The following is a 16,828-nucleotide window of genomic DNA, read 5'->3' as shown; positions in this document are numbered from 1 at the left end:
CGCGCCCGGCAGTAGACTCGTCCCCCCACCGAATCCAACCGACGGTGCCGCGGCGCCGCCGCCGCACGCCGCCGAGGAGGCCGGATGCCGGCAGATCCGCCCAGCTCACCCGCGCTCCGCGCGTCCGACGCGGACCGTGACCGGACCATCGAACTGCTGCGCGCCGCCGTCGCCGACGGCCGGCTCGATCCGGACGAGTTCAACGAGCGGCTGGACGCGGCGCTGGCCTCCCGCACCATCGACGCGCTGAGCCGGCTCACCGCCGATCTGGCCGCGGCGGCGTCACCGGCGCCGGCCGCCGAACTGGTCACCCTCAAGGAGCGGCACGGCTCGGTGCGCCGCGAAGGCCGGTGGACGCTGCCGCACCGGCTGGCGGTGCGCACCGCGTGGTGCGCGGTGATGCTGGACCTGACCAGCGCGGTCCGCACCGGGCCCGAACTGGTCGTCGACCTGCGGGTGAACGGCGGCAACGTGGAACTGGTCCTCGCGCCGGGCATGACGGTGGACGCGAACGATCTCTCCGTGCGGCACAGCGTGCTGGCGATCGACCGGAACGCGGGCGACGACACGCCGGAGACGCTGCACGTCCGCCTCGTGGGCAAGATGCGGCACGGCCTGCTCAGCGCCCACTGGCAGACTCGCGCTCCCGCAGGGTGATCCCGGCGACGAGGCCGCGGAACGGGTCGCCCGCCGCGGGGACCCGGGCGGCGTCCGCTTCACCGGCCAGGCACAGGGCCGCCAGGCGGATCGCGGTGACCTTGCCGGGCGTGACCGGCTCCCGCCCGGTGAGCACCGGGATCGCGGTCTCCTCCAGGCGGCTCGCTGCTCGCCCCGCCCACGCGCTCGGCGCCGTGCCGCCGAGCGCCCTGCGTCCGTCCCGGACGTTGCGGGACAGGTCGCCGGTGGCCGCCGCGTTGCCGCGATCGAGCCTGACGCGTGCCGCGTCGATCAGGACACCGGCGACCCTGCGGCGCCACTCGCGTTCCGGTTCGCCACTGAACAGGTAATGGCGCGCCTGGTAGTACAGGCCCCGTTTGAAGACGCGGTCGAGGGCGCGGTCGAGCAGCAGCGACCCGGTTCTTCCGGTGCCCAGGTCGGTGGGCAATCCACGAAAGGCGTCGCGGACGTTGCCCCGCTCTTCGTCCCATTCGGTGCCCAGCCTGCCGACCCTTTCCTTGTCGATGGAGATGTCGGGGTCGGTGGCCATCGAATATCTCGCGTATGCGGCGTCCTCGCTGGTGACGACCGAACTCAACCGGCTGGTCCCGGCGATCGCGGGGGTGAGGTCGCGGCCCGCGTCGTGGTCCGGGACGAGAGCGCGGGCCAGTTCCCGTGTGGCCGCTCCGGCCGCCTCGATCTCCTCCCCGCAGTCGGCGGCCATGTCCTTCGCCACCCAGAGAGAATGGTCTCCTGAATGGTGGCGGATGTTCCAGACCGCGCGCACCAGCAATATCCGCGCAAGGAGCGGCGCCGCCCGGTCGACGTCGGCTGCGATATGACCGGCGAGCGTCCTGCGGTCGATTCCGTCCGGTCGATCCATCGCAAGCTCCCGTCCGCTGGACGAACTCAAGCATTACCGACCGCAACACCTATGACAATGCGCGGGACGCCATCAGACGGCAGGGCCCCGGCCGACGGCGGCAGGGTCCCCGGCCGATGGCGCCTTCACGCCGATGCCAGTAAGTCTCCCCGGCGGCGCAGTTCCCGCTCGGTGACGGTCAGCGGGAAAAGGTCGTCATGCCGTTGACGGTCGCAGCCGCCCGCGACAGCGTCCCGTCGCCCTTTCCCCGTGAACCGGTCCGCGCTTACTCATTGGCGCTGCCGGTGCCGGTCGGGCCATGATCGCGCCATGGAACTCGACTGGCGCTATTTCCGCCGGGTGAAAGAAGAGCTGGACGACCTCCGCGACGACGCCGCCGGACGCCGGACGTACCTGGCCGGTCAGCGAGGGACGGCGGCCGCCCATCTGGCCGAGTTGGCGCCCCTGCGCACACGGGAGCCGATATCCCCCGGCGGATACACCGGCGACGACGAGCAACGGTGGCGGATCATGAAGCTGTACGCGCTGAGCCGCATCAGCGACCAGCTCATCGAACTGTTCTGCCCCGAAGGAGACCCGCCGCCCGGATTCGGCACCACCGGAGGACGTCCCGTCATCGAGGGCAGCCTCACCCACCGGCGGGGGCCAGGCGGAGACAAAGCCGCTCCCGGCCGGATCGGTTCCCGCAGGCTGGAGCCCGGCGGGCTGGCCGAATACACCGGCTTCTTCACCGGCATCGGACTGACGCCATTCGAGCACGCCGAGGCTTTCTCCCCGTTCCACCACGAGATCTTCGCCGTGATACAGGACCCCTCAGCGACGCGCGTGACCCTCGAAGAGGTGCTGTGGCCCGGATTCTGGTTCGGTGACCTGCTGTTCAGCCGCGCCGGAGTCCGAGTGCGGGCACCACGGCACCTGATCGACGCCGAAGTGGCCACGACCTCGACCCTGTATTTCGCCTACAGCCGCGAGCCGCGTCCGACCAGTGACCTGTCGCACGGCTGGGGATCCAACTCGCAATGGCGGACGAGATTCCACCGGTTCTACTCCGACAAGGACGGCCTGCATTTCAACTGGGACGGCGAAATGGACATCGGCGCGGACCCTCCGACACCCCCGGCCGACCGACTCGGCGACCCGGACCCGCTAGACGAGCGCCGGGAACTGCTGCTGCACCGCTGCTTCGTCCGCAGCGCGCCGCCGCACGACGAGGACGACCGGTTCCCTTTCAATGACCGCCTCAGCCTCGCCACCGCCGAATGGCCGCTGCGACCAGACTCGATCATCCCCGTCCCCCGGATCCACTGAGCGGTCACGGACCGCGGCGGTGTCGTGCCGTCGATGCGGCCGAGTTCGCCGCAGCCGTCGGCAGATGACGGCTGCGGCGAGAACCATGAACGCCTCGCGGCTCCGAGCCCGGCCGCATTCTCGCTCGCATGACGCCCTGCGCCACGCTGCCCCGAACCCGCGGACACGCCGCCCCGAACCCGCAGTCGCGCTGCCCCAGGCCCGCGGACACGCTGACCGCGGCCCCAGCGTCCGGCCGCGCGCGCTTCAGTCGCGGACGTAGTAGTGGCCGAGGACGCCGTCGAAGCGTCCGGTGGGCCTGCAGCACCGGCGGAAAGCGCCGCCCGGACCCGCAGGGGCAGGGGTCGTTGCCGCCGAGCTTCTCGATCAGTTCGGTGTCGGTGCCGACCGTCCGGTCGCCGCGCTTGACCTTGGTCTCGCTAGAGGGAACCCCCTGCGGCGCTTACTGGTCCGCTCAAAAGGACGCCTCGGTGTCGCGGTACATGACGATCTCCTTCGTTCGGGATCGGACGTCCACGACCCTAGGCCCGCCTTCCGCGCCGAGCCAGCGAATAAACGCTGACCACCGTCCGCAATGCAGCGCCTGCAACGCCTCGGCCGGGGGCTCCGAAAGTCGACGTGTCCCGGCCCCCGACGCGGGGTCCGGCGGTCACGAACCCGGCCGGGTGCGTTGACCTGCGGCGTGTTGTTGTTTTGGCGAGGCCGATAACAACAACACGCCGCAGGTCAACGCAGGGGCGGCCTGTTCGCGGTCACTCGCGCTCGCGGGGTCGGGTCGCCTCGATGAGGCGGTCGCCGAGCGCACGGATGTGGTGGCGGAGTTCGGGCGGCTCGTCCACGTGGAACGGGACGCCGAGCTGTCCGACCCACATGGCGAGTTCGTCCAGCGAGTTGGACCCCGTGGTGAGGACGCACACGTCGTCGCCCACCGGGTCGACGACCGCCATGGTCGGTGGCATCCGGGCGGCGATGGCGTCCGCCGGGGCCTGCACCGTGAACCGGCCCCGGTAGCGGTACGGGGCCGCGGAGATCCGCTCGGAGATGTAGCGGACGAGGTCGCCGCTGGGCGGTTCGCGGGGCGTGAAGCGCGGCCCGTTGGGGGTGCGCAGGCGCAGCCGGTCGACGCGGAACGTCCGCCAGTCGTCCCGTCCGGGATCCCATGCCACGAGGTACCAGCGGCGGCCCGAGTTCACCAGCCGGTACGGCTCGGCGGTGCGGCGCTGCGCGGTGCCGTCGTGGGACCGGTAGTCGAACCGCAGGCTCTCCCGGTCGCGGACGGCCGCGGCGATCGCGGTGAGCACGGACGGGTCCACGCCCGCGGCGGCGCCCGTCAGCGGGACGGTGATCGACCGCAGCGCGCCGACCCTGCTGCGGAGCCGGGCCGGGAGGACCCGTTCGAGCTTGGCGAGGGCGCGGACGGACGTCTCCTGGATGCCCGCCACATCCGAGACGGCGGCGGTGCCCAGCCCGATGGCGACCGCGACCGCCTCGTCGTCGTCGAGCAGCAGCGGCGGGAGCCCGCTGCCGGCGCCGAGCCGGTAGCCGGGTGCGCCCGCGGTGGCGTGCACGGCGTATCCGAGTTCGCGCAGCCGATCGACGTCGCGGCGGATCGTGCGGGACGAGACTCCGAGCCGTTCGGCCAGCTCGGTGCCGGGCCAGTCCCTGGGGGTCTGCAGCAGCGACAGCAGCCGCAGCAGTCGTGCCGACGTTTCCAGCATGCCGGTCATCCTAGGACAGAAACCGTCCTAACCCCGATCTACCGTGGACGACATGAGCAACGACGACACGCGAATCCACCGCTTCGAGATCGACGTCCCGCAGGCGCAGTTGGACGACCTGCACAGCCGGCTGTCGGCGACCCGGTGGCCGGACGAGCTGCCCGGCGTCGGCTGGTCCTACGGGGTGCCCGCCGGATATGCGAAGAAGCTGGCCGAGCACTGGCGGACCGGGTTCGACTGGCGGGCCGCCGAGGCGCGGCTGAACGCCTTTCCGCAGTACACCACGCGGATCGACGGGCAGAACGTCCATTTCCTGCATGTCCGCTCTCCCGAGCCCGGCGCGCTGCCCCTGATCGTCACGCACGGCTGGCCCGGCTCCGTCGCGGAGTTCCTGGAGATCATCGGCCCGCTCACCGACCCGGTCGCGCACGGCGGCGACGCGTCCGACGCGTTCCACCTCGTCGTCCCGTCCATCCCCGGGTTCGGCTTCTCCGGGCCCACCACCGAGACCGGCTGGGACCTGGAGCGGGTCGCGCGGTGCTGGGCGACCCTGATGGACCGCCTCGGCTACGAGCGCTACGGCGCCCAGGGCGGCGACAGCGGATCGGTCATCTCGCCGATGCTCGGCCGCGCCGCCCCCGGCAGCGTCGCGGGCGTGCACGTGAACGGCGCGCTGGGTTTCCCGACGGGCGACCCGGCCGAGTTCGAGGGACTGACCTCTGCCGAACTCGCCCGGCTCGGCCAGTACCAGGACCAGGACAGGGCCGGTTACGCGATCATCCAGGCGACCCGGCCGCAGACCCTAGCGTTCGGGCTGCACGACTCCCCCGCGGCACAGCTGGCGTGGATCGCGGAGAAATTCAAAGAATGGACCGACCCGGCCCGCGAACTCCCCGAGGACGCGGTGGACCTCGACCAGTTGCTCACCAACATCAGCATCTACTGGTTCACCCAGACCGCCGCCTCGGCCGCGCGCCTCTACAAGGAGGGCCAGAAGGGCTGGGGCGCGGTGACCGAATACTCGTCCGTCCCGCACGGCGTCGCCGTCTTCCCCGGTGACGCCGGCGTCCGCCGCATCGCGGAACGCGAACACAACGTAGTGCACTGGTCAGAACACGACCGCGGCGGCCACTTCGCAGCCATGGAAGCCCCCGACCTGCTCGTCAACGACATCCAGACCTTCTTCCGCCCACTCCGCTGACCCAGGGCGTCAACGCGCGCCGGTACGAGACTTCTCACTCGTCCTGGCGACGCGCACGATCTCCGTATTCCAGATGGGGCGCAACCGAGAAGTGCAGCCAGGAGGGGCCAGTGGGTGAGGGACGCCCTCTCCGTGGGGGGAGGGCGTCCCGTGCTTGCTAGGCGTTCTTGAGGGCCTGGGTCAGGGCGTGGAGGGATTGGGGGGTGAGGAGCAGCTTGGGGCCCTCGGGGTCCTTGCTGTCACGGATCGCGACAGTGTCGGCGATGCGCGCGAGCTCGACGCAGTTGCCGCCGTTGTTGGAGCTACGGGACGCCTTGCGCCACGTGACGGTGCTCAGGTCCATTTCTCCTTTGCCACCTTTGCTATCAGGTCGAGGGACTGGTCCAGGGGGTACGCGACGGATTGAATGGACGCGAACAGCTCGGTGAGCCGTTTGATTTCCATGCGATCGGTGGTCGTGTCGCCGCTGAACGCGTTGTCTTTGTAGCCTACCTCGCTTCCGTCCGGAAGGGTTCCGATGGCGAAGGCGCCGCCTATGCCCTCGTGCAGGCTGAGCGGCGCGATTTGGATGCGGACCTGGCGGGAGGAGATCGCCAGAAGGTGCTGGAGTTGGTCGTGCATCACCACGGGGTCTATCGCGCCGCGGTACAGCACGCTTTCGTCCAGCACGTACATCAGGTGGGGTGGCGTGTTGCCGGCCAGGATGTCCTGGCGCGCCAGGCGGGCCTCGACGGCGGCCTCGTCGTTGTCGAGTAGGTGGGCGGCGTAGGCGGGGGTCTGGAGGAGGCCGGGGATGACCAGAGGCTCGTAGCCTCGGATCGCGTCGAACTTCGGTTCCTGGATGGCCCAGTCGGCGAACCAGACCGGGACGGCGTTGGTGCCCTTGAAGAGGCCGTCCCACAGGTGGGTCAGCGCCTCGCGGGTGTCGAGGACGCGGTCGCCGTGGACGGCCAGGAGCCGGTCGGGACGGGATTCGCCGCGCTCCACGGTGCCGACGGTGCTCTTCGAGTACGGGGCGGTGTCTTGGATCCGCTCACAGAAGGCCGCGATGCTCAGCCCGGCGGCCTCGCGGTAACGCCGGAGCTCGGAGCCGAAGAGCGCGTTCGGCGACTCCCAGGGGCGTAGATCGTTCGGACGTTGTCCCACTTCCCTCTCCTTGAACTTGGACGGCCGGGGATGACCGGCCATGTGCGGCTGCGGCCATGGGGATGCACGGAGCTTGAGTACTCCCCGCACTTTTCCCACTCCATAGCGTGACACAGACGCGATGATTCAGCCACCGGATTTTGCAAGAGAACGCCGTTCTGGAGGCTGTTTATCGTGATCGATTCGAATCTGGTCGCGGAGGCGGGCGCAATCGTGCTCAATTCCTCCGCGCGCGCGCCGGAGACCGCTCGAAAGTGGCTTGCAGACGTATTCCGTCAGTACGCCCTAGGGGACGACTACATCGCACGTACGGTCGTCACTGAATTGGTGACAAACGTCCACCGGCACACCGACACACCACTCATCCCTGTGCGTCTTCTCCTGAAAGACGGTCACGCCATAGTGGAGGTGGAGGACTGCTCCAACGAACACCCTGTCGTCCAAGGCGAAGACGACACCGCGGAGTCCGGACGGGGTCTGCTCGTGCTGTCCCTGCTCGTCCAAGACTGGGGTGTCCGCTCCCTAGAGGGAGGTGGAAAAATTATGTGGGCCCGGTTGGGCGAGTGAGGGTTCCGCGTAGCCGGTTCGGTGTCTGGTGGGTGCGCCTTAGGCATCGGCAGCACACGGCCGAGCGGCATCTCGATGTCCTCGCCGACGAGTTGCGGCCGCGAGGCTGGGCGCAACTCAAAATGTACGCCGAGTCGCCGCCGGTGCTCTGGGTCTACCCAGAGGGGGCCGAGGACGCGGCGGTGAGCGTCGCGGCGGTACGGGTCCGCGGGCTGTGGGTCTTCCAGGTCTCGCGCTTGATCGAGTACCCGTGCGAGGCGGCCGCCCAGGTGGCCGGCGTCCTTGATGACGTCCTGCGGGACCGCACGGGGCGGCGACGAACCACGAGCGCGCGGTGACCTTCGCCGTCAGTGGCGGCGTTTGGCGGCCCAGTCTCGGATCTTGGCTATGCGGTCGCGGATCTCGGCGGCGCTCGCCTGGGGGACGGGCGGCCCGCCGCACGCGCGGCGCAGTTCGTTGTGGATGACGCCCTGGGGCTGGCCCGTGCGGTGGTTCCAGGCGTTGACCAGGCCGTTCAACTCGCGGCGGAGGGCGGCGATGTCCTCGGCGGCGGTGCGGTCGGCGCGGGGGTCGCCGGTCTTGCGCTTGCGCTCGCTGGCGATCTGGTCGGCCTGGCGCTTGCGGAGCAGGGCCGACACCTGGTCGGGCTCCAGGAGGCCGGGGATGCCCAGGTACTCCTCCTCCTCGGCGGAGCCGGGCTCGGCGTTCATGCCGAACTCGCCGCCGTCGTAGAGGACGCGGTCGAACGTCGCGGACGCCTCGACGGTCTCGAAGGGGAGTTCTTCGCCGACGTCGGGATTGTCTTGCTTGCGGTTGGCCTCGGCGAGGAGGTCGTCGTCCAGGCCGTCCTCGCGGACGGGACGGTCGAGGACGTGGTCGCGCTCCTCCTCCATCTCGGAGGCGTGGCCCATGAGAGTCGGGACGGAGGGCAGGAAGACCGAGGCCGTCTCGCCGCGCTTGCGGGCGCGGACGAAGCGGCCGATCGCCTGCGCGAAGAACAGCGGCGTGCTGGTCGAGGTCGCGTACACGCCCACGCACAGGCGCGGGATGTCGACGCCCTCGGACACCATGCGGACCGCCACCATCCAGCGGTCGTCGGTCTCCGCGAACGCCTTGATCTTCTTGGACGCCGTCGGGTCGTCCGACAGGACGATCGTGGCGCTCTGGCCGGTGACCGCCTTGAGCATCCCGGCGTAGGCGCGGGCGGTCTCGTGGTCGGTGGCGATGACCAGGCCGCCCGCGTCCGGGATGACGCGGCGCAGCTCGGTCAGGCGGCGGTCGGCCGCGGCGAGCACCTGCCGGATCCAGTCGCCCTTGGGGTCGAGCGCGGCGCGCCACGCCTGGGCGGTCTGGTCCTGGGTGAGGGGCTCGCCGAGGGTGGCGGTGATCTCGTCGCCCGCGCGGGTGCGCCAGCGCATCTCGCCCGCGTACGCCAGGAAGATCACCGGACGGACGACGCCGTCGGCGAGGGCCGGGCCGTACCCGTAGGTGTAGTCGGCCCGGCTGCGGCGGACGCCGTCCGGCCCCTCCTCGTACTGGACGAACGGGATCGGGTTGATGTCGGTGCGGAACGGCGTGCCGGACAGGCCCACCCGGCGGGCCGCGGGCTCGAACGCCTCGCGCACCGCGTCGCCCCAGGACAGGCCGTCGCCCGTGTGGTGCACCTCGTCGAAGATGACGAGGGTCTTGCGGTCCTCGGTGCGGTTGCGGTGCAGCGCGGGCCGCGCCGCGACCGTCGCGTAGGTGACGGCGATGCCGTGGAAGTCCTTGCCGACGGGGCCCTGCCCGTTCTGGTACTCCGGGTCGATCCTGATGCCGACGCGGGCCGCCGACTCGGCCCACTGCCGCTTCAGGTGCTCGGTCGGGCAGATGATCGTGATCGCCGCGATGATGCGGCGCTCCATCAGCTCGCGGGCGAGGCGGAGCGCGAACGTCGTCTTGCCGGCGCCGGGCGTCGCGACGGCGAGGAAGTCGCGCGGGCCGGGCTCGGAGCCGTCCGTACCGAAGTACGCCTCCAGCGCCTGCTGCTGCCAGGCGCGCAGGGACGACGCCGTCCCCCAAGCGGCACGCTCGGGGAACGCGGGGGGCATGCTCGATGCGGCAAAGGTGCTCACGGAAGCCTCCTGAGGATGTCCGGCCCTTCATGTTGAGAAGGAACCCGGACTCCGCACATACCGGACCATCCGGAATGAACGGATCGGCGGCGACTTCCACGAACAGCTAGCTGCCTACAAGCAGGCCCCATACGTGAGTAAGCTCTTTCCTCGTGAGGACGGCATACAAGTGCCGGGCATACCCGGACCCCGAACAGGCGGCGGCACTGAACCGCACATTCGGCTGTGTGCGCAAGGTTTGGAATGAAATTCTGGACTGGCGCACCAAGCGTTTTCACGCCGAAGGCAGCAGGACATCCTACGCCGATTCGGACCGATATCTGACGCGTTTGAAGCGGAGCGAGGAACTGTCCTTCCTCAACGAGGTGTCGTCGGTGCCGTTGCAGCAGACGCTCCGACACCAGTCGACCGCATTTGCCAACTTCTTCGCCAAGCGCGCCCGCTACCCCCGCTTCAAATCTCGCAACGGCAGGCAGTCGGCTGCCTACACCCGCTCGGCGTTCCGCATGCGCGAAGGCGAACTGCATCTGGCGAAGATGGCCGGGCCGCTGCGATATGTATGGTCGTGGCCTGACGTGGACCGGGCGACGATCGATCCCACCACCGTGACGGTGAGCCGAGAGCCGGACGGCATGTGGTACGTGTCCTTCGCCGTCGATATCGACGCACCAGAGCCTCTGCCCCCCACCAACGATCAGGTCGGCATCGACCTTGGCATCATCGACCTTGCGGTGACCTCCGACGGTGACCGGATCGCCAATCCTCGGCACATGGAGCGCAAGCAGCGCAACCTCGCCCGCTACCAGCGGCGCATGGGGCGAAAATGCAAAGGCAGCGCGAACCGCAGGAAAGCGGCCCACAAGGTGGCGGTCGCCCACGGGAAGGTGCGCCGGGCCCACCGGGACTATCTGCACAAGACCACCACGGCTCTGGTGCGCCGCTACGACGTGATCGTCATCGAGGACCTCAACGTCTCGGGCATGGTCCGCAACCGCCGCCTCGCGCGAGCCATCTCTAGCTGCGGGTGGGGTGCCTTCCGCACCATGCTGGAGTGCAAGACGGCACGGTGGGGCAAACGACTCGTTGTCGTCAATCGCTGGTACCCCAGTTCCAAACTGTGCTCGGCGTGCGGGCATCTACTCGCCCGGCTTTCGCCGAAAACCCGGCGCTGGACATGCCCGGACTGCGGCACCCTGCACGACAGGGACACCAACGCCGCCAAGAACATATTGGCCGAAGGACTTTCGGTGTCGGCCTGTGGAGCTGATGTCAGACACTCCGGGACCTCTCGGGTGCAATCGGCGATGAAGCAGGAAGCCCCACGGCGTGAGCCGTAGGTGTCCCCTCACCAGAGGGGACAAGTCAAGGTCATTGAAGGCTACCGAGCCCCGCCGACAGTTCGGGCCGCGGCGGTCGCACGTGTGCGCGGATCCACACCGTGGCGGCCGTGCTCGCGGGACCGGTAGGCCGCCCAAGAAGCCCGGATGCGGCGGCCCTGACCTGCGGTGAAGGCGTTCATGCAGGCGTCGTGGGCGTAGTCCATGAAGTTGTGGACCGGATCGTCGCCGCGCTGCGGGCAGCTGTCGCGCGAGTACGGGCAGCCCTGCGCCGGCTCCGCCTCGTACGGGGTGTCGGCCACCCCGTCGCCCGGCGGGACGCAGCCGCCCTCGAAGGTGTGCAGCAGGCCGAGCCAGTGCCCGATCTCGTGGACGGCCGTGTACCCCCGGTCGAACGGCCCGGCCGACCCGCCCGGCAGGCTGCGGTAGTCGATGACGACGCCGTCCCTGCGCGGGTCGCCCCGGTACCACTGCGGGAACGTGGAGAAGCCCAGGACGTCCGACCCGACGGCGGCCGTGAAGACGTTCAGCGTGCCGGGCCCGCCCTTGCGCAGGCGCTTCTTCATCGGGCCCTCGTAGCGCTCGGGTTCGTGGAACCAGGCCCAGCTGTCCGCGCTGTCGAGGCCGGTCAGGCGGAACCGGACGCGGGTGTCGACGCCGCCCTTCCGGCCCCCGTACGCGGCGTTCAGGACGGAGATCTGCCGCTGGACGGCCCGCTTCGGCAGCCGCCCGCTCCGTCCGCTGTGGACGACGTGGAACCGCACCGGGACGACGAGGGGCCTGGCCCGGCGGCGGGCCGAGTCGAGGCGCTGCTCGTCGGACGTCCCGAACCGGTCGAGGAGCGTCCGGCGGAGGTCGGCGAGCATGCCGACGACCTGGTCGCGCCCGAGGTCGGCCCGGTCGCGCGGGCGCGCCGTCCGGGCGTTCGAGCGGTGCACGCACCCGCCGTCCCGCGCGGCGGCCGGGACGGCGCGCGGCCGCATCCGGTCACCCGCCGAAATCGGAACGGCGCACACCGTGACCATCAGTGCGCATAGCGAAACCCCGGCCAGCCGCCGCAAATCATCCCCCGTATGTCAGAGGCCCCCTGAGGCAGGGGGCCCGTGTGTCAGCAGGCCCGTGTCGTCACGAGCCGCAGGCCCCGCGGCACCCCCACCGCGGGACCCGGAAGCGCGCAGCACGAAACGGCGACGCGCCGGCCGCCGCGTCCCGGCGGCGGGTCACTCGCCCTTGTCGCCCTTGCCGCCCGACTGCATGGACTCGTAGATCTCCTTGCACTCCGGGCAGACCGGGTACTTCTTCGGGTCCCGGTTCGGCACCCAGACCTTGCCGCACAGCGCGATCACCGGCGTGCCGGTGACGGCGCTCTCGGTGATCTTCTGCTTCTTCACGTAGTGGGCGAACCGCTCGTGGTCGCCGTCACCGTGCGAGAGATCGGGCCGGACGTCCTGCTGGGTGTCGCTGTCAGGAAGGATCTTCGTACTCACGTCGTTCACCTTAGTTCAGCGTGGGGTCGTCGGGGAAAGTGGAGACGAACGCCAGATCGCCGCCCTGCCTGCGCAGAACGTCCTGCCACAGCCGGTCGGGGTCGCCGGCGAAGACGTCCCCCGCCTCGGCCGGCACCAGGTACCACGAGCCGCCCTCGATCTCGCCGCGCAGCTGCCCCGCCGACCAGCCCGCGTAGCCGGCGAACACGCGCAGCTGCAGCAGCTCGGCCGCCAGCAGCCCCGGCGGGGCCTCCAGGTCGACCACCCCGACCCGCGCGACCTCGGTGCCGCCGTCGAGGGCGCGCCAGCCGAGCGGCTCGTCCTCGCCGGGGAGGCGGGCCAGGGCGAGCGGATGCTCCAGCGCGACGGGGCCGCCCTGGAAGACCACGGCGGGCCCGGTGGCGAGTCCGGCCCAGGGCGGGAGGACGCGGTCCACCGGAACCTCGGTCGGCCGATTGAGGACAACTCCCAGTGTGCCGCCTCCGATGTCGTGCTCGACCAGCAGGACGACGCTCCTCCTGAAGTTCGGATCCTCCAGCTGAGGGGTCGCCACCAGCAGAAGCCCCACCCTGATGCCGTCTTCCATGGGTTCCATCATGCGTTGCGCGGTCCTCCGGCGGCACGTCTCCCCGCTCGTTAGCCTGTTACGCATTCCTATCGATGGGGATATCGGCACCACAAGGACCTAGGTTAAGAATGATCTAGGATCATCGGGCACCCGCTTGGTGCGCGCCGGGAGGACAGCGATGCAGTTGCCCAGGGTCGTCATCGCCGCCGTGTTCATCGTCATCGGGGCGCTGATCGCGATCCCGGCCCTCCTCAAGTCGGACGGGCGGGCCGAACCGACCGCGGGCACGTCGTCCACGAGCCCGAGCCCGTCCGGCACGCCGCCGTCCGGATCGGCGACGCCCACCCGCTCCAAGACGCCGAAGGCGCCCGCGCAGCCGGTGACCGCGAGCATCGGATCGGTCTCCTGCCCGGAGCGCACCGTGCACGTCAAGATCCGCAACACCGGGACGCAGACCGAGGACTTCTCCGTCGAGCGGGACGACGGCGCCGCCGCGGTCCCCGGCCAGATCCGCCCGAACAACACCCGGACGCTCTCGATCGAGCTGCGCGAGGACCGCCGCACCGGCCTCACCGTCACCTGGGCGAACAAGCGCATCGAGGCGAAGACGGTGAAGGCGAACTGCAAGAAGGCGGGCGCCGGGGCGCCGACCGAGACGCCGCCGAGCAGCCTGCCGCACACCGGCCCGGACACCGTCCTGTGGGCGCGTGCCGCGACCGGCGTCGGCATCATCCTCACCGGCGTGATCATCTTCTGGTACGGCGGCATCTGGCCCCGCCGCCGCGAGCACATGTTCGCCGGCGACAAGGACTGACCCGCGCCCCGAGCGGAGGACGGCCCGCGGGCGCCCGTCCCCCGCGAGGACGCGTCAGGCCTCGGTGCGCGGACGGCCGCCGGCGGCCTCGCGGACCGCGCCGGCGACGCGGGTGGCCACGTCCGGGTGGAAGACGCTCGGCACGATGTAGTTGGGGCCGATCTCCTCCGGCGTGACGACCTCGGACAGCGCCGTGGCGGCGGCGGCCAGCATGTCGAGGGTGACGCCGTCGGCCTGGGCGTCCAGCAGGCCGCGGAAGACGCCGGGGAACGCCAGCACGTTGTTGATCTGGTTGGGGTAGTCGCTGCGGCCGGTGGCGACGACGGCGGCGTGCTCGCGGGCCTCGTCCGGCGACACCTCGGGCTCGGGGTTGGCGAGCGCGAACACGATCGCGCCGTCGTTCATCGTCCCGATGTCGTCGCCGGTCAGGATGCCGGGGGCCGAGACGCCGATGAACACGTCGGCGTCCTTGACCGCGCCGCGCAGGTCGCCCGCGTAGCCGGACGCGTTGGTGTGCTCGGCGATCCAGCGGAGCGAGTCGTCCAGGTCGTCGCGGCCCTTGTGGACGGCGCCGCGGTAGTCGCACACGACGAGGTCGCGGGCGCCCGCGTGCATCAGCAGTTTCAGGATCGCGGTCCCGGCGGCGCCCGCGCCCGCCATCGTGATGCGGACGGCGCCGATGTCCTTGCCGACGACCCGCAGCGCGTTCGTCAGCGCGGCGAGCACGCAGATCGCCGTGCCGTGCTGGTCGTCGTGGAAGACGGGGATGTCGAGCAGCTCGCGCAGCCGCCGCTCGACCTCGAAGCAGCGCGGCGCGGAGATGTCCTCCAGGTTGATGCCGCCGAACGCGGGCGCGATGATCTGGACGGTCCGGACGATCTCGTCGGTGTCCTGCGTGTCGAGGCAGATCGGCCACGCGTCGATCCCGGCGAACCGCTTGAACAGCGCCGCCTTGCCCTCCATGACGGGCAGCGCGGCCTCCGGGCCGATGTTGCCGAGGCCGAGGACCGCCGAGCCGTCGGTGACGACGGCGACGCTGTTGCGCTTTATGGTCAGCCGCCGGACGTCCTCGGGGTTGCGGGCGATGGCGAGCGAGACGCGGGCGACGCCCGGCGTGTAGGCCATCGACAGCTCGTCGCGGTTGCGCAGCGGCACCTTCGACTGCATCTCGATCTTGCCGCCGAGGTGCATCAGGAAGGTCCGGTCGCTGACCTTGTGGATCTTGACGGACTCGATGCCCTCCAACGCCCCCGCGATCGCCTCGGCGTGCTGGGTGTCGCGGGTGGCGATCGTCACGTCGATGCGCAGCGTCTCGTGGCCGGCGGTGTTGACGTCGAGGGCCGTGACGATGCCGCCGGCGTTCTCGACGACGTGGGTGATCTGGCTGACGGCCCTGCCGCCGGCCGGAACCTCCAGCCGGACGGTGATGGAGTAGGACACGCTCGGCACGCTCGCCACGACGGATGCTCCCTTATCGCTCCGGGTTGTTCTCCTCCCGCGCGCGCCGGCCGTGAGCCGCGGGCACGGGCGACCCCATGACGCCGGTCATGAGGTTGTGGAGCCGCGGATCGGCGGGGTCGACCCCGTTGAAGTGCATCACGTAGGCCGTCCGGGCACGGTCATCGGCATCGAGCATACGCTCAACATCGCAGCGGGGCGTCCCGATCGCCCCAGCTCGTCCCGCGTAGGCGGCGGTCAGAACAGGGCGGACTGCAGCGCGCGGCGGGCCCTGCCGACGCGCGGGTCGTCCGGCGGCAGCAGCTCGAACAGCGACAGCAGGTGCTTGCGCGCCGCGTCGCGGTCGTCGCCCGCGCTGCCGCGCACGGCGGCCAGCAGCCGGTCGAACGCCGCGTCGATGCGGCCGGACACCATCTCCACGTCGGCCGCGGCGATCTGCGCCTGGACGTCGCCGGGCTTGGCGTCGGCGTCCTCGACGGCGCCGTCGTCCAGCGCCCCGACGCGCAGGCTCAGCCCGACCAGCGCGAGGCCCTGCTTGGCCTGGGCGTCCCTCGGGTCGTCGGCGAGGATCCGCTCGAACGCGGCCTTGGCGGCGGGCAGGTCGCCGCGCTGGAGGGCGTCCTCGGCCTCGGCGTAGACGGGGTCGGCGGCGGGCGCGGCCCCGGCCTCGGCGGCCGCGGGCTGCTCGCCCTCGGGGGCGTCCGGCAGGATGCCCTCCTTGCGCAGCGCGTCGAAGAGCTGGTCGACGGCCTGGCGCACCTGCGGCTCGGGGGCCGCGCCGTTCAGGAACGGCAGCAGCTGCCCGGCGACGACCGCCGCCACGAACGGGATGCCGCGCACGCCCATCTGCTGCATGTAGGCGGCGAGCTGCGGGTTCGCGTCGATGTCGACCTTCGCGAGGACCCACTTGCCCGCCGCCTCGGCGGCGAGCTTCTCCAGGATGGGGCCGAGCTGCTTGCAGGGCTCGCACCACTCGGCCCAGAAGTCCACGAGGACGGGGACGGACTGCGACCGCTCCACGACCTCGGCGTTGAAGGTCTCGTCGGTGACGTCGACGACGTACTGGCCGGCGGCCCCGGCCGCGTCGGCCGGCGCGCCGCCGCCCTGGGCGCGGCGTTCCTGCTGCTTCTTCGTGGCCGCCTGGCGCGCCCCCAGGTCGATGGCCCCGTGCAACGAAAAGTCCCGAGAAGACATGGGTCCATCCTGCCCCATGACCGCACCGGGCCGTGCGTCCGTACGCTCCCAGCGGAGCGCGCCGCCGGCGCCGGGCGCCCGGACCGCCCCGAACCGCCCCGCCACAGGGCACAAATCGGGAATTGTCGGCCTTTCTCGAATTCTCCCCTTCGGCGCGGTAGGCAAAGAATCCAGGTGTGCTGCCGTAAAGGCAAAAAGATTGCTGACAGCCATCACCAAGCCCGGTTATAGTCACGATGTCGATGCATCGCGGCTCGGCAAATAGCGACCGGTGCCCGCCGAACGGCGGCCCGGTCCGGCGGGCACCGCGTGGCGGGTTGGGGGACCCAGGGCCACCGGAGCGTCCGTGCCGGCGCCGCGACCGCATGACGAGCAA

The 16,828-nt window shown here is 70.7% G+C and carries 19 protein-coding genes; 7 read left to right on the top strand and 12 right to left on the bottom strand.

What is annotated here, in order from left to right; translation table 11 throughout:
* The first annotated feature begins 84 nt into the window (after nucleotides 1-84).
* Nucleotides 85-657 carry a DUF1707 domain-containing protein gene (locus ACA511_RS09660; RefSeq protein ID WP_375023728.1) on the top strand — a complete coding sequence of 191 codons (573 nt, stop codon included), beginning with the start codon at nucleotides 85-87 and terminating at the stop codon, nucleotides 655-657.
* Here the strand turns inward: ACA511_RS09660 and ACA511_RS09655 are convergent.
* Nucleotides 620-1,393 (bottom strand): hypothetical protein, encoded by a 774-nt coding sequence (locus tag ACA511_RS09655; RefSeq protein ID WP_375023727.1) that lies wholly within the window; start codon nucleotides 1,391-1,393, stop codon nucleotides 620-622. The genes ACA511_RS09660 and ACA511_RS09655 overlap by 38 nt on opposite strands.
* Nucleotides 1,394-1,849: 456 nt before the next feature.
* Here ACA511_RS09655 and ACA511_RS09650 point away from each other — a divergent pair, with 456 nt between their 5' ends.
* The gene (locus ACA511_RS09650) at nucleotides 1,850-2,848 is read left to right on the top strand and encodes a hypothetical protein (protein ID WP_375023726.1); all 999 of its coding nucleotides are present in this window, start codon (nucleotides 1,850-1,852) and stop codon (nucleotides 2,846-2,848) included.
* Between the two features lie 4 nt (nucleotides 2,849-2,852).
* Here ACA511_RS09650 and ACA511_RS09645 read toward each other — a convergent pair whose 3' ends face one another.
* Nucleotides 2,853-3,215 (bottom strand): SEC-C metal-binding domain-containing protein, encoded by a 363-nt coding sequence (locus ACA511_RS09645; protein WP_375024721.1) that lies wholly within the window; start codon nucleotides 3,213-3,215, stop codon nucleotides 2,853-2,855.
* A gap of 385 nt (nucleotides 3,216-3,600) precedes the next feature.
* Nucleotides 3,601-4,566 carry a helix-turn-helix transcriptional regulator gene (locus ACA511_RS09640; protein WP_375023725.1) on the bottom strand — a complete coding sequence of 322 codons (966 nt, stop codon included), beginning with the start codon at nucleotides 4,564-4,566 and terminating at the stop codon, nucleotides 3,601-3,603.
* Between the two features lie 52 nt (nucleotides 4,567-4,618).
* Between ACA511_RS09640 and ACA511_RS09635 the strand changes: the two genes are divergently transcribed.
* A complete protein-coding gene (locus tag ACA511_RS09635; RefSeq protein WP_375023724.1) occupies nucleotides 4,619-5,767 on the top strand; it encodes an epoxide hydrolase family protein in 1,149 nt (382 codons plus the stop codon).
* Between the two features lie 157 nt (nucleotides 5,768-5,924).
* Here the strand turns inward: ACA511_RS09635 and ACA511_RS09630 are convergent, their stop codons facing one another.
* Both ACA511_RS09630 and ACA511_RS09625 read right to left on the bottom strand, forming a co-directional pair.
* Nucleotides 5,925-6,110 carry a DUF397 domain-containing protein gene (locus ACA511_RS09630; protein WP_375023723.1) on the bottom strand — a complete coding sequence of 62 codons (186 nt, stop codon included), beginning with the start codon at nucleotides 6,108-6,110 and terminating at the stop codon, nucleotides 5,925-5,927.
* On the bottom strand, nucleotides 6,101-6,913 hold the full coding sequence (locus ACA511_RS09625) for a helix-turn-helix domain-containing protein (RefSeq protein ID WP_375023722.1): 813 nt from the start codon (nucleotides 6,911-6,913) through the stop codon (nucleotides 6,101-6,103). The genes ACA511_RS09630 and ACA511_RS09625 overlap by 10 nt, the downstream gene beginning before the upstream one ends.
* 174 nt (nucleotides 6,914-7,087) lie before the next feature.
* On the opposite strand from ACA511_RS09625, the gene ACA511_RS09620 reads away from it, so the two are divergent.
* The gene (locus ACA511_RS09620; RefSeq protein WP_375023721.1) at nucleotides 7,088-7,480 is read left to right on the top strand and encodes an ATP-binding protein; all 393 of its coding nucleotides are present in this window, start codon (nucleotides 7,088-7,090) and stop codon (nucleotides 7,478-7,480) included.
* A 32-nt stretch (nucleotides 7,481-7,512) separates the two neighbouring features.
* Complete coding sequence (locus tag ACA511_RS09615) at nucleotides 7,513-7,818, top strand: hypothetical protein (RefSeq protein WP_375023720.1); 306 nt, start codon at nucleotides 7,513-7,515, stop codon at nucleotides 7,816-7,818.
* Between the two features lie 9 nt (nucleotides 7,819-7,827).
* Here ACA511_RS09615 and ACA511_RS09610 read toward each other — a convergent pair whose 3' ends face one another.
* Nucleotides 7,828-9,570, bottom strand: coding sequence for a DEAD/DEAH box helicase (locus tag ACA511_RS09610; RefSeq protein ID WP_375024720.1), 1,743 nt, complete (start codon nucleotides 9,568-9,570; stop codon nucleotides 7,828-7,830).
* 176 nt (nucleotides 9,571-9,746) lie between these two features.
* Between ACA511_RS09610 and ACA511_RS09605 the strand changes: the two genes are divergently transcribed.
* On the top strand, nucleotides 9,747-10,931 hold the full coding sequence (locus ACA511_RS09605; protein WP_375023719.1) for an RNA-guided endonuclease InsQ/TnpB family protein: 1,185 nt from the start codon (nucleotides 9,747-9,749) through the stop codon (nucleotides 10,929-10,931).
* A gap of 41 nt (nucleotides 10,932-10,972) precedes the next feature.
* On the opposite strand, the gene ACA511_RS09600 is transcribed toward ACA511_RS09605, so the two are convergent.
* From ACA511_RS09600 to ACA511_RS09590, 3 genes are all read right to left on the bottom strand, one after another.
* The gene (locus tag ACA511_RS09600) at nucleotides 10,973-11,914 is read right to left on the bottom strand and encodes a zinc metalloprotease (RefSeq protein WP_375023718.1); all 942 of its coding nucleotides are present in this window, start codon (nucleotides 11,912-11,914) and stop codon (nucleotides 10,973-10,975) included.
* 237 nt (nucleotides 11,915-12,151) lie between these two features.
* A complete protein-coding gene (locus ACA511_RS09595) occupies nucleotides 12,152-12,418 on the bottom strand; it encodes a DUF3039 domain-containing protein (protein WP_375023717.1) in 267 nt (88 codons plus the stop codon).
* Nucleotides 12,419-12,428: 10 nt separating this feature from the next.
* Nucleotides 12,429-13,004, bottom strand: coding sequence for a YqgE/AlgH family protein (locus tag ACA511_RS09590; protein WP_375023715.1), 576 nt, complete (start codon nucleotides 13,002-13,004; stop codon nucleotides 12,429-12,431).
* A 160-nt stretch (nucleotides 13,005-13,164) separates the two neighbouring features.
* Here ACA511_RS09590 and ACA511_RS09585 point away from each other — a divergent pair, with 160 nt between their 5' ends.
* On the top strand, nucleotides 13,165-13,800 hold the full coding sequence (locus ACA511_RS09585; RefSeq protein WP_375023713.1) for a hypothetical protein: 636 nt from the start codon (nucleotides 13,165-13,167) through the stop codon (nucleotides 13,798-13,800).
* Between the two features lie 54 nt (nucleotides 13,801-13,854).
* Here ACA511_RS09585 and ACA511_RS09580 read toward each other — a convergent pair whose 3' ends face one another.
* Genes ACA511_RS09580 through ACA511_RS09570 form a run of 3 tightly spaced genes read right to left on the bottom strand, consistent with a single transcriptional unit; the run spans nucleotide 13,855 to nucleotide 16,431 of the window.
* A complete protein-coding gene (locus tag ACA511_RS09580; RefSeq protein WP_375023712.1) occupies nucleotides 13,855-15,258 on the bottom strand; it encodes an NAD-dependent malic enzyme in 1,404 nt (467 codons plus the stop codon).
* Nucleotides 15,259-15,271: 13 nt separating this feature from the next.
* A complete protein-coding gene (locus ACA511_RS09575; protein ID WP_375023711.1) occupies nucleotides 15,272-15,436 on the bottom strand; it encodes a hypothetical protein in 165 nt (54 codons plus the stop codon).
* A 59-nt stretch (nucleotides 15,437-15,495) separates the two neighbouring features.
* Complete coding sequence (locus tag ACA511_RS09570) at nucleotides 15,496-16,431, bottom strand: tetratricopeptide repeat protein (RefSeq protein WP_375023710.1); 936 nt, start codon at nucleotides 16,429-16,431, stop codon at nucleotides 15,496-15,498.
* Between the last annotated feature and the right edge of the window lie 397 nt (nucleotides 16,432-16,828).

This window comes from Actinomadura sp. GTD37 (genome assembly GCF_041951365.1).
GTDB lineage: Bacteria > Actinomycetota > Actinomycetes > Streptosporangiales > Streptosporangiaceae > Spirillospora.
The sequence above is the reverse complement of the archived record's forward strand: the minus strand, read 5'-3'. Positions and strand labels throughout refer to the sequence as shown.

Coding starts and splice junctions, on each gene's coding strand:
- ACA511_RS09585 (WP_375023713.1), top strand. CDS start 13,165: ATGCAGTTGCCCAGGGTCGTCATCGCCGCCGTGTTCATCGTCATCGGG.
- ACA511_RS09590 (WP_375023715.1), bottom strand. CDS start 13,004: ATGGAAGACGGCATCAGGGTGGGGCTTCTGCTGGTGGCGACCCCTCAG.
- ACA511_RS09610 (WP_375024720.1), bottom strand. CDS start 9,570: ATGCCCCCCGCGTTCCCCGAGCGTGCCGCTTGGGGGACGGCGTCGTCC.
- ACA511_RS09630 (WP_375023723.1), bottom strand. CDS start 6,110: ATGGACCTGAGCACCGTCACGTGGCGCAAGGCGTCCCGTAGCTCCAAC.
- ACA511_RS09635 (WP_375023724.1), top strand. CDS start 4,619: ATGAGCAACGACGACACGCGAATCCACCGCTTCGAGATCGACGTCCCG.
- ACA511_RS09600 (WP_375023718.1), bottom strand. CDS start 11,914: ATGCGGCCGCGCGCCGTCCCGGCCGCCGCGCGGGACGGCGGGTGCGTG.
- ACA511_RS09575 (WP_375023711.1), bottom strand. CDS start 15,436: ATGCTCGATGCCGATGACCGTGCCCGGACGGCCTACGTGATGCACTTC.
- ACA511_RS09640 (WP_375023725.1), bottom strand. CDS start 4,566: ATGCTGGAAACGTCGGCACGACTGCTGCGGCTGCTGTCGCTGCTGCAG.
- ACA511_RS09650 (WP_375023726.1), top strand. CDS start 1,850: ATGGAACTCGACTGGCGCTATTTCCGCCGGGTGAAAGAAGAGCTGGAC.
- ACA511_RS09660 (WP_375023728.1), top strand. CDS start 85: ATGCCGGCAGATCCGCCCAGCTCACCCGCGCTCCGCGCGTCCGACGCG.